Genomic DNA, 9,998 nt, shown 5'->3' with positions numbered 1-9,998 from the left:
GATCGGGTTCCTGGGCGTCACCACCATCCGCGACTTCCTGCTCAAGTGGGCAGGCCGGAGAGCAGACCAATGAAACAGACCATCAACCGCGCCGGCCTGGAGCTGATCAAGCGCCACGAGGGGCAGCGCCTGACCGCGTACCGGGATGCCGTGGGCATCTGGACCATCGGGTACGGCCACACCGCCACAGCGCGGGAGGGCTTGCGCATCGCGCCGGAGACGGCCGAGGAGCTGCTGCGCCGCGACCTAGCCACCGCCGAGCGGGCCGTCACCCAGTTGGTGAAGGTCGAGCTGACGGACAACCAGTTCTCGGCCCTCGTCTCGTTCGTTTTCAACGTGGGCCGCCAGGCGCTGGCCACCAGCACCCTGCTACGCCTGCTCAACGCTGGCGACTACCTCGGCGCTGCCGAGCAGTTCGCACGCTGGGATAAGGCCGGCGAACGGCGCCTGGAAGGGCTCGCACAGCGCCGCGCGGCAGAGAGGCGGCTTTTCTTGGAGGGCGCGACATGCTGACCGATCAGGAACGTCGAGTGCTGCGGCTGGCAGGCGAGCTCTGGAATGAGTTTCTGAGGCTGCCCGCTATCCACCCTGACGATGCGCCTGCGACTGGGCGTGACATCAATTCTATTCAGAACCGTGTGATGGCCCGTTTAGCGGTTCGCACCGAGCCACACCTGTTCTACCGGGCCGGCCAGGCGAGCGACCCGGTGCCGCTGGAGGGTTCGCCATGATCCCCATAAGCTGGGCCGCCTGCGGCGTGCTGGGCCTGGCCTCGGTGCTGACGCTCTGGCGCGCCGATCACCTGGACAACGAGCGCGCCTTCGAGCAGCGCCGGGCCGAGCTGGCCGAACGCCAGCGGGACGAGAAGCAAGGCTTGATCGACCTGCAGGGTGGCGTGCTCGCCGAGCAGCAGCGCCAGCTCGGCTTGCTGGGCGACATCGACGTGACCACGCGCCACCTGAGCATGACCCTGACCACCCAGGGCGCCGCCCAGGCGCGCGCCATCGAGGAGTTGAAACGCAATGACCAGGCTGTTGCTGATTACCTGCGCGGCGTTGTGCCTGCCGCTCTCGGCCTGCACTACGCCCGCGCCGCCGGCACAGACCCAGCCCGCTACCGTGACGGTTCGGGCGGCTCAGTGCCCGCTGACGCCGTGCCTGCTGCCCGCCCGCCCGGTCCTGCGGCTCAATGAGGACTGGCGCCTGGCGCTGGACGCTACCGAGGACGCGCTGCTGTCGTGTGCGGCCCAGGTGCAGGACTGCATTCAGCGGCAGCAGGTCGGCCAGGCCAAGGTGAAGCCATGAGCGCTTACCCCGTGACCCAGGAGTTGCAGCACGCTATCAGCGGGGCGGCGCGCCTGCTGGCAGAACTGCCTCTGACCGAGACGGCCAAGCCTGTGCGGCAGATGTTGGAGGACCACCTGCGTGCACTGCTCCGGGTGCAGATGCAGATCGTCAAGCGTGCGCTGGGCGAGGGCCAGTAGATGCCGGCCCGTCCCCCGCGCATGTGCGCTTTCGCCGGATGCCGGCGGCTGGTCCAAGGGCGCAGCTACTGCGCCGAGCATCAGGCTCTGATCGATGCCAAGCGGGCAGCGCGTGAGGCCGAGACGCACAAGGCCTACAACCAGAAGCGGCCGGTGTCCGACAACTTCTACAGCACGCGGCGCTGGCTGGAGACCAGGCGCCGGCACCTGGCCCTGCACCCGCTCTGCCTTGACTGCACGACTGCGGGTCGCGTGACGCCTGGCGTCGTGGTCGACCACATCAAGCCGCGCAAGGTGTTCCCCGAGCTGGAGCTGGAGCCCAGCAACCTGCGCACCCTGTGCCGCGCCTGCGACAACCGCCGCCGGCGCGACATGACCGGGCGGACCTGACCCGGCCACGCGCCCGCGCCCCAGGTCGGGACCCAGGGGGCACGTACCAGTCTGGCGCGGTCCACGGGAGGGGGGGTGCAAAAGTCCAGAGCGATCGGAGCCCCGAACGATGGGAGGTTCCGTTTTTTCGCGCCGTCAAAATTCTATTTTCAAAATTCGAGGTTCGGCGATGGGACGTAAACCCACACCGCCGGAACTGAAAGTTCTGTCCGGCACAGCCCGGCCTGATCGCGAGCAACCTGATGCACCTCAGTTCGATTTAGTCGAAGACTTCCCAGGACCGCCGCAGCACCTAAACGCCGACGGCGCCGAAATGTGGCGAACGCTCGGTCCTCAACTGGTGGCCGCGCGCGTGCTCCAGGTGGTCGACCTCTGGTCGCTGGAGCAACTGTGTTTCGCCTTTCAACGGTTCCGGCAGAAAGCCAAAGCCGGCGTGGAACTCACCGCGGCCGAGGATGGCGCGCTCAAGGCGCTGTTCTCTGAATTCGGCATGACCCCGGCCAGCCGCCGCAAGGTGGCAATGGGTGGAGAGAAGCCGGCCGCCAACAAGTTCAGCGCCAACAGCATAGGGAGGCCGAAACCGGCATGACGCATGGCGAACGACCGTGAATACGTCCAGATCGCCATCGACTACGCCGAGGCCGCCCTGGCCGACAAGAAGCGCCGCAAGCACGGTCTGCTGATCCAGCAGGCGGCGAAGCGGTTCCTGGATGACCTCAAGCGCGCCAAGCGCAAGAAGGGTGCCCCGTTTATTTTCGACCCGTGGCATGCGGATGACGCCTGCGACTTCATAGAGAAGCTGCCGCACGTGGAGGGCACGTGGGACACGCCCGACATCGTGATGCACCCAAGCCATGTGTTCTTCGTGGTGCAGCTGTTCGGCTTCCGCAAGAGCGACGGCGCCGAGATAGACGGGTGGGGCTACTTCCGGCCGCGGCGCTACACCTCGGCGCTGTTCGCGGTGGCGCGCAAGAACGCCAAGTCCACCCTGGCCGCGGCGATCCTGCTGTATTGCGAGTGCTGCGAGCCGGAGGAGGGCGCGCAGGTGATCAGCGCGGCGACCACGTTTCAGCAGGCCAAAATCATCTTCGGCGTCGCCAAGCGGATGGTGGAGAAGACGCCCGACCTCCGGGATGCGTTCGGTCTGCAGGTGTGGGCCAAGGCGGTCAGCCGAATGAAAACGGGCGCGACCTTTAAGCCCGTTCATGCGAAGGCGAGCACCCAGGACGGCCTCAACCCGTCGCACGTGGGGCTGGACGAGATTCATGCCCACAAGACCGCCGACCTGCTCAACGTGCTGCAGTCGGCGGCCGGTGCCCGGGGCAACCCGCTGTTCCTGTTCACGACCACCGAGGGCTACACCAATCCGGGACCCTGGGCGGATATCCGGCAGTTCGCCAAGCGCCTGCTGGCCGGCGTGTTCGGCCATGACGCCGACCACTACCTGGTCGTTTTCTACGCCCTGGACGAGGAAAACAAGACCCTCGGAATCAAGGCCGACGACGAGTTCGACGAGGCGGCTTGGCACAAAGCTAACCCACTCATGGAGGCCAACCCGCACCTGCTGACGGCGATCCGCAAGGAAGCGGTCGAGGCCAAGCAGATGCCGTCGAAGCTGGCGGAGTTCCGCATCAAGCGGCTGAATCGTCCGGCGTCTACCGCCTCGGGCTGGGTGGACCTGACGAAGTGGGCGAAATGCGGCGGCCCTGTCGACCTCGCCTGGCTGGAGGGTTACCCGTGCTGGGGCGGCCTAGACCTGGCGAGCACCACCGACTTCACGGCGTTCCGGCTGGTGTGGCTTGTGGATGGCATCTACTACACCTACGGCTGGCGCTGGGTGCCGGAGTCCGCGGTGGCGTCGCGTACCGAGCGCGGCACGGTGCCTTACGCGGCCTGGGTCGAGACCGGGCACCTGATCGTCACGCCCGGGGAGGTGACCGACTACTCCGTCATTGAGGCGACAATCCTCGAGGCGAACGAGCGGTTCCAGATCCAGCAAGTGGGCTTCGACCGCTGGAACGCCACCGAGATTGCCGGCCGCCTCCAAGAGGCGGGCGTGCCCATGGTGGAGTTCATCCAGGGCCCGAAGTCGTACCACCCGGCGATGAAGGTCGCCGAGGCCGCCTATATCTCCGGGAAGCTCGCCCACGGCGGCGATCCGGTCCTCAACTGGTGCGCCTCCAACCTGGTGGCGCGCCGGGACGACAACCTCAACACCGCGCCGGACAAGAAGCGCAGCGCGGACAAGATCGACGACTTCGCTGCCTTCCTCATGGCCATCGGCCTGGTGGGCGTGACCTCAGAAGAAGAAGACCTCGCCGGCTTCTTCTCGAAACCAATCATTTTGGGATGAACCATGAACGTGGGACTGCTGCTATTCCTGGGCCTGGCCCTGGGCGGCCTCGGCTGCCTGGTGGGCGGCGTGCTGGTGCTCGCCGGCCCCGGCTATGCCCTGCTGTCCGCCGGCGCGGCGCTGCTGCTGGCGGCCGGTTTCATTCGCCGGGGCCTGGTGGCCGAGGCCCGCCCATGAGCCTGGGCCGAGTGCTGCAGGTGGCCATGCACAAGAGCGCCGAGCCGGGCCTGATGAAGTCCTCGCTGGCCAGTTGGGTTGGCCGGTCCGTCACCCTGCGAGACAGCCGGTTCTGGCGAACCTTCTCCGGCGTCGACTCGGCGTCGGGGCAGATGGTCAGCCAGCGCACCGCGCTGCAGCTCTCCGCCTGCTGGGCCTGCGTGCGGCTGATCGCCGAGACCCTGGCCACCCTGCCCCTGGGGCTCTACGAGGAGAGCAACGGCAAAAAATCGGTGGCCCGCCAGCACCCGCTGCACTACGTCATCAGCACCCAGCCCAACGCCGACCAGACCCCGGTGGAGTTCTGGGAAAACGCGTTGGTGAGCCTGCTGATCAACGGCAACAGCTATGTTGTGCCGACTTGGCAGAAGCGCGAAGTGACGAACCTGGAGTTCCTGCTGCCGCAGTGGGTTGAACCGCCGCGCCGACTGAAGAGCGGCGCGATCGGCTACAGCTACACCGACTCCCAGGGTGAAAGGCACGAAGCCACCGACGACGAGGTGATGCACACCCGCGGCTTCGGTTTCGACCCCCTGCAGGGCCTGAGCCCGATAAGCCAGGGCCGCCAGGTGTTCGGCTCAGCACTGGCCGCTGACGAGTCGGCCGGCAAGATCTTCGCCAACGGTATGAAGCTGGGCGGCGTGCTCTCCACCGAACAGATCCTCAAGAAGGAACAGCGGGAGGAGTTGCGCTCCGACATGGCCGCGCAGTTCGCCGGATCGGTCAACACCGGCAAAACGATGGTGCTCGAGGCGGGCATGAAGTACCAGGCCGTCTCCATGACCCCTGAGGACGCGCAGATGCTCCAGACCCGCGCCTTCAACGTGGAGGAGATCTGCCGATGGTTCCGGGTACCGCCCTGGATGGTAGGCCACACCGCGAACTCCACCAGCTGGGGCACGGGCATGGAGCAGCAGATGCTGGGCTTCCTGGCGTTCACCCTGCTGCCGTGGATGCAGCGCATCGAACAGAGCATCGAGCGGCGCCTGCTGGCGCCCGAGCAGCGCCGGCGATTCTTCGTCAGGTTCAACCCCGAAGGCCTGCTGCGGGCCGACAGTGCCGCGCGCGCGGCCTTCTACAGCGCGATGACGCAGAACGGCATCTACAGCCGCGACGACTGCCGCGAAAAAGAGAACCTGCCACCCGTGGGCGGCAATGCCGGCCTGCTGACAGTGCAATCCAACCTCACCCTGCTGGATTCGCTCGGCGACGCCAGCGAAGGCGAGAAAGCCAAGCAGGCCCTGGCCGACTGGCTGCGCCTTCCATCCCTAGGAGACTGAACGGATGAACCGGAAAGACCGGGCACCGATGAAGGTTCGATCCTTCGAGTTCGACACCAAGGCCGTCAGCGATGACGGCCTTTTTTCTGGCTACGGCAGCGTCTTCGGGGTGGTGGACAGCTACAACGAGGTGGTCGCGCCGGGCGCCTTCCTTGAATCGATCGAGGAGGCCCGCAGCAAAGGCCGAACCTTCCCCGTGCTCTGGCAGCACCGGACCGGCGAGCCGATCGGCGACTGGGACCTGGGCAGCCTGAAAGAGGACGACCGCGGCCTGTTCGGCGCCGGGCAGCTCTGGCTGGAGGAGGCGCCCTATGCGCGGATCGCCTACCGCGGCATGAAGTCCCGCTCCATCACCGGCCTGTCGATTGGCTACTACGTGCGCGAATCGAACTACGACGAGAAGACGCGCATTCGCACGCTCACCCAGCTGGACCTGATCGAAATTTCCATCGTGACGGTGCCGGCCAACGACGAGGCGCGAACCGACGTCATCAAGTCGAAGCTCGCCCACGGCTCCATGCCGTCGCTTCCTGAATTTGAGCAGCTCCTGCGCGAGGCAGGCTTCTCGAAAACCCAGTCCGCGGTGATCGCCAACCGCGGCCTGGCGCACCTGCTCCGGAGTGATTCCGAGGGCTTCACGGCGGAACCCGAGGCCATCAAGGCGCTGCAGCAGCGTCTGGCCGGCTTCACCCTCCCTTCATTCTGAGGAATCACCCCATGTACAAGAGCAACGCCGCCGAACGCGCCGAGCACCGCCAATTCCAACGCAAGGAACGCGCCGACGACCAGATCCAGCTGAAAAGCGTGATGGAGGCGCTCGACGCCCGCGATACCGAAATCAAGGCGTTCGCCGCCAAGGCCGCCGCCGAAATCAAGGAGCACGGCACCATCCTGGCCGAGACCAAGACCGTGCTGGAGGGTCTGGTCAAGGACGGCCTCGGCCTGCAAGACCGGATGCAGGAGATCGAGCAGAAGCTGGCGCGCCGGTTCAGCGCCAACGATCCCCAGGGCGGCAAGAGCATCGGCGCGCAGTTCGCGGAGACCGAGGACTTCACCGGCCTCCAGCAGAAGGGCCGCGGCATTGCCCGCATGCACCTGAAGGCGGTGACCACCATCACCAGCGCCACCACCGGAACCGGTGGGGTGGGTGTGGCCATCGAGCCCGCCCGCGTGCCGGGTGTGGTGGCGGCGCCTGAGCGCCAGTTCACGATCCGCGACCTCATCATGCCCGGGCGCACCAGCTCCAACGCGATCGAGTACGTGCGGGAGACCGGCTTCCAGAACAACGCCGCCCCACAGGCGGGTGAGGGCGCCGCCAAGGCGCAGTCCGACCTGTCGTTCGCCCTGGTGACCACCACCGTCAAGACCATCGCCCACTGGTTCCAGGCCTCCAAGCAGGTGCTGTCGGACATCCCACTGCTGGAGAGCTACATCAACGGCCGGGCCATCTACGGCCTGAAATACCGCGAGGAGGAGCAGCTGCTGGCCGGCGACGGCACGGGTGAAAACCTGCTGGGCCTGATCCCGCAGGCGACTCCCTTCCTCACGTCGCTGACCAAGCCGGGCGACACCAAGATCGACACCCTGCGCCGCGCCATCCTCCAGGTGCGGGTCGCCGAGTACCGCGCCAGCGCCATCGCCCTGAACCCAGTGGACTGGGCCGACATCGAGCTGACCAAGGATGCGAACGGCAGCTACGTGTGGGTGAACGTCCAGGAAGGCGGCGCCCAGCGCCTGTGGAAGCTGCCGGTGGTCGACAGCAACGCGGTACCCGAGGGCGAGTTCCTGGTGGGTGCCATGAACATCGCCGCCCAGGTGTTCGACCGCGAGGAAGCTGCTGTCGAGGTGTCGACCGAGGACGGCGACAACTTCCGCAAGAACCTGGTGACCATCCGCGCCGAGGAGCGCCTTGCCCTGGCCGTGTACCGCCCCGAATCGTTCGTCCACGGCTCGTTCGTGTAACCCCTCAACCACATGCGGAGCACGCCCGGGAAACCGGGCGTTGTCGTTTATGGACAAGATCCAAGTGAAAACCCGGCGCGGCTTCAACAACGGCCCCACCTCGGCCTCCTACGTGAAGGCCGGCGTCACCCTCGAGGTGGATCGTTTCCGCGCCGCGGACCTGCTGGCGAACAACCTGATCGAGGACTACCCGGGCTCGGCACGCAAGGCTGCAGCTGCGCCGGTGATCCAGACCCTCACCGAGCCGACCAACAAGTCCGCACCGACGCCGTCTACCCCGGGCGCACCGGCGCCCAGCACCGCCGAACCAGCGAAAGGCGCCAACAAGGCCAAGGGCAACGCCGATAAGGGCAATGCCGCGCCGTCGGCCGCTGGCGCTGACGACAAGCCGGGGGCATGACCGTGTCCGTGATTCCGCTGGCCCGTGCGCTGGAGCACCTGCGGGCCTACCAGGAGGACCGAGTCATGGTGCAAGCCAAGCTGGACGCCGCGGAGCGCTCGGCGGTGCAGTACCTGGGCCGGGAGCTGTATGCGTCCCAGGCTGACCAGTATGCGGCGGCGCAGGCGGTACCGGCGCGGCGCGCGGCTGCGCGGGTGGCCTACGACGAGGCGATCGCCGCCGCCCGGCTGGTTCCCCATGGCGACGATCAGGCCGAGGCCGAACACGTCGCCGACGATCTGCTGCGCGAGGAGCTGGCGGCGTGCCGGGCGATCCAGCGCGGTCTGGTGATGCCCGCCGATGTTGAGGCGGCGTGCCTGCTGATCCTGGGCGCGCTCTACGAGAACCGCGAGGACGTGGTGCAGGGCATGACAGTGGCCCAGTTGCCGCTGAGCGCCAAGTCGCTGCTGACCCCTCACCGGGTCGGGATGGGTGTCTGATGCGCGCCGGATCACTGCGTCACCCGGCCGAAATCCTGGTGATGGATGCCGACCTGCAGGTGCTCTCCCTGGGCGTGGCCTATCTGTCGGTGCTGGCGAAGGACTCGGCCGAACCGCCTTACCCGAGCGGCCTGCGCAGCCCGGCGAAGGTGGCCTGCCGCGGTCGCTACACCGATCGGATCGTCCAGGGCCGGTATCTGAAGGTCGGCCCGCGGCTGTTCCACATCGACAGCGCCCGGGACGCGCTCGGCACTCGGGCTGACCTGGCGATCACGGCCACCGAACTGATCGGGGAGCCGGCGCGGTACCTGCCCGAGCGGGGTGCGGTGCGCTGCTGCCGGGTGTTCATGAACTTCTCGGCGCCGTTCCTCGACCAGGGTGGCCAGGTCACCGACTACCGCACCCTGCTGGAAGTGGCCGTCATTGAGGCCGGCCGGCCCCAGGAGGGCGACGTGTTCGAGGTGGGCGGCGAGCGCTGGACGGTCAGCGGCTACGCCGGCGACACCGACGACGGCATCGTGCGGGCGCTGTGGGTGGAACGGTCGTGAGGCTGTCGGTGCGCCTGCAGGGCGAGGAAATGGCCCGGGCCCGTATGGATGCCATCGGCAAGGCCGTGGAGCCGGTGCTGCGCGGGGCGTTGAACACCACTGCGCGGCGAGCCCGGAAGGAGATTTTCGTCCCGGCTCTGTCGCCCTTGTTCCGGAAGCGGTCGTGGCTCAACAAGCGCTTGACGATAAAGCTTGCAGGTACCCGTCGGCTCAACGCCCGAATCGTCCCCTCCGGGGCCGGTGTGCCAGTTATGGATAGACCTGGTTGGCGTTTTATTCCGCTATCGGCTACTCGGGCTCGCATTACTGTCCCGGGCCTGGGTGGCAGCACGAAGGTTGCCGCGGGCTTTGTCAACCCATCCGGTGCGAAACAACGGCCGCTGGCCACCCGGAGCGAGAAGGCGCGCAACCTCAAGCGCCCCAAGGGCGGCCCCGCGACTTATCGCTACGAGTGGGGGCTGAAGCCTGCCTATGGACCCAGCATTGCCTTTTACTTCCGGCAAGTGGCGGACAGCAGGGCAGTAACTCTGATCGGCTCGATGCTTCAGGAGGAGTTCGAGCGCCGGCTGCGCGAAGCCGAGGCCAAGGCCCGATAACCCTGGAGACCTATGAAAGGACCGAAAATAACCGCCGCGATTGTCGCGCGGCTGGAGCAGATCCGGCCGGCCAACGGCTATGCCACCGACGTGAAGGGGGTCGAGCTGGGCGAGCAGGTACGCGACGGGGACCCGCTCCCCCGCGTGCTGCTGCGCTGGGGCGACGACCACACCGTCGAGCGCACCCTCGGCAGCGCTCGGCGCAGCCGCGGCTACGAGATCGAAGGGGTTTTCCCGAAGTCGACACCATTCGCCGAGCTGGAGCGCTTCCACCACGACGTGCTCCGGGCC

Annotated in this window: 15 protein-coding genes and 1 pseudogene; all 16 read left to right on the top strand. The window is 67.0% G+C overall.

Going from position 1 to position 9,998, the window contains the following annotated elements:
• Positions 1 to 69: 69 nt before the first annotated feature.
• Positions 70 to 513 carry a lysozyme gene (locus tag OGL92_RS21730; protein WP_263147908.1) on the top strand — a complete coding sequence of 148 codons (444 nt, stop codon included), beginning with the start codon at positions 70 to 72 and terminating at the stop codon, positions 511 to 513.
• Positions 507 to 731, top strand: a complete 225-nt coding sequence (locus OGL92_RS21725; protein ID WP_263147906.1) for a hypothetical protein — start codon at positions 507 to 509, stop codon at positions 729 to 731. Before OGL92_RS21730 ends, OGL92_RS21725 begins: the two co-directional genes overlap by 7 nt.
• On the top strand, positions 728 to 1,192 hold the full coding sequence (locus tag OGL92_RS21720) for a hypothetical protein (protein WP_263147903.1): 465 nt from the start codon (positions 728 to 730) through the stop codon (positions 1,190 to 1,192). The genes OGL92_RS21725 and OGL92_RS21720 overlap by 4 nt, the downstream gene beginning before the upstream one ends.
• A 108-nt stretch (positions 1,193 to 1,300) precedes the next feature.
• Positions 1,301 to 1,483 (top strand): hypothetical protein, encoded by a 183-nt coding sequence (locus OGL92_RS21715; RefSeq protein ID WP_263147901.1) that lies wholly within the window; start codon positions 1,301 to 1,303, stop codon positions 1,481 to 1,483.
• Complete coding sequence (locus OGL92_RS21710; RefSeq protein ID WP_263147900.1) at positions 1,484 to 1,873, top strand: HNH endonuclease; 390 nt, start codon at positions 1,484 to 1,486, stop codon at positions 1,871 to 1,873.
• Positions 1,874 to 1,982: 109 nt separating this feature from the next.
• Positions 1,983 to 2,462, top strand: a complete 480-nt coding sequence (locus OGL92_RS21705) for a P27 family phage terminase small subunit (protein ID WP_263147899.1) — start codon at positions 1,983 to 1,985, stop codon at positions 2,460 to 2,462.
• A 3-nt stretch (positions 2,463 to 2,465) separates the two neighbouring features.
• Positions 2,466 to 4,226, top strand: coding sequence for a terminase TerL endonuclease subunit (locus tag OGL92_RS21700; RefSeq protein WP_263147897.1), 1,761 nt, complete (start codon positions 2,466 to 2,468; stop codon positions 4,224 to 4,226).
• Positions 4,227 to 4,229: 3 nt separating this feature from the next.
• Complete coding sequence (locus OGL92_RS21695; RefSeq protein ID WP_263147895.1) at positions 4,230 to 4,403, top strand: hypothetical protein; 174 nt, start codon at positions 4,230 to 4,232, stop codon at positions 4,401 to 4,403.
• Positions 4,400 to 5,722, top strand: coding sequence for a phage portal protein (locus OGL92_RS21690; RefSeq protein ID WP_263147891.1), 1,323 nt, complete (start codon positions 4,400 to 4,402; stop codon positions 5,720 to 5,722). Before OGL92_RS21695 ends, OGL92_RS21690 begins: the two co-directional genes overlap by 4 nt.
• A 4-nt stretch (positions 5,723 to 5,726) precedes the next feature.
• Positions 5,727 to 6,428 (top strand): HK97 family phage prohead protease, encoded by a 702-nt coding sequence (locus OGL92_RS21685; protein ID WP_263147889.1) that lies wholly within the window; start codon positions 5,727 to 5,729, stop codon positions 6,426 to 6,428.
• A gap of 11 nt (positions 6,429 to 6,439) precedes the next feature.
• Positions 6,440 to 7,684, top strand: coding sequence for a phage major capsid protein (locus OGL92_RS21680; RefSeq protein WP_263147885.1), 1,245 nt, complete (start codon positions 6,440 to 6,442; stop codon positions 7,682 to 7,684).
• Positions 7,685 to 7,733: 49 nt separating this feature from the next.
• Positions 7,734 to 8,084, top strand: coding sequence for a hypothetical protein (locus tag OGL92_RS21675; RefSeq protein WP_263147883.1), 351 nt, complete (start codon positions 7,734 to 7,736; stop codon positions 8,082 to 8,084).
• Positions 8,081 to 8,563, top strand: coding sequence for a head-tail connector protein (locus OGL92_RS21670; RefSeq protein ID WP_263147881.1), 483 nt, complete (start codon positions 8,081 to 8,083; stop codon positions 8,561 to 8,563). The genes OGL92_RS21675 and OGL92_RS21670 overlap by 4 nt, the downstream gene beginning before the upstream one ends.
• Positions 8,563 to 9,111: a hypothetical protein gene (locus OGL92_RS21665; RefSeq protein ID WP_263147878.1), complete on the top strand. Its 549-nt coding sequence runs from the start codon at positions 8,563 to 8,565 to the stop codon at positions 9,109 to 9,111. The genes OGL92_RS21670 and OGL92_RS21665 overlap by 1 nt, the downstream gene beginning before the upstream one ends.
• Positions 9,108 to 9,707 (top strand): hypothetical protein, encoded by a 600-nt coding sequence (locus OGL92_RS21660; protein WP_263147876.1) that lies wholly within the window; start codon positions 9,108 to 9,110, stop codon positions 9,705 to 9,707. Before OGL92_RS21665 ends, OGL92_RS21660 begins: the two co-directional genes overlap by 4 nt.
• A gap of 12 nt (positions 9,708 to 9,719) precedes the next feature.
• Positions 9,720 to 9,998, top strand: a pseudogene (locus tag OGL92_RS21655) (hypothetical protein); the annotation flags it as partial.

Origin of the sequence: Pseudomonas sp. RIT-PI-AD, from assembly GCF_025642785.1 — a bacterium.
Classification (GTDB): domain Bacteria; phylum Pseudomonadota; class Gammaproteobacteria; order Pseudomonadales; family Pseudomonadaceae; genus Pseudomonas_T.
The sequence above is the reverse complement of the archived record's forward strand: the minus strand, read 5'-3'. Positions and strand labels throughout refer to the sequence as shown.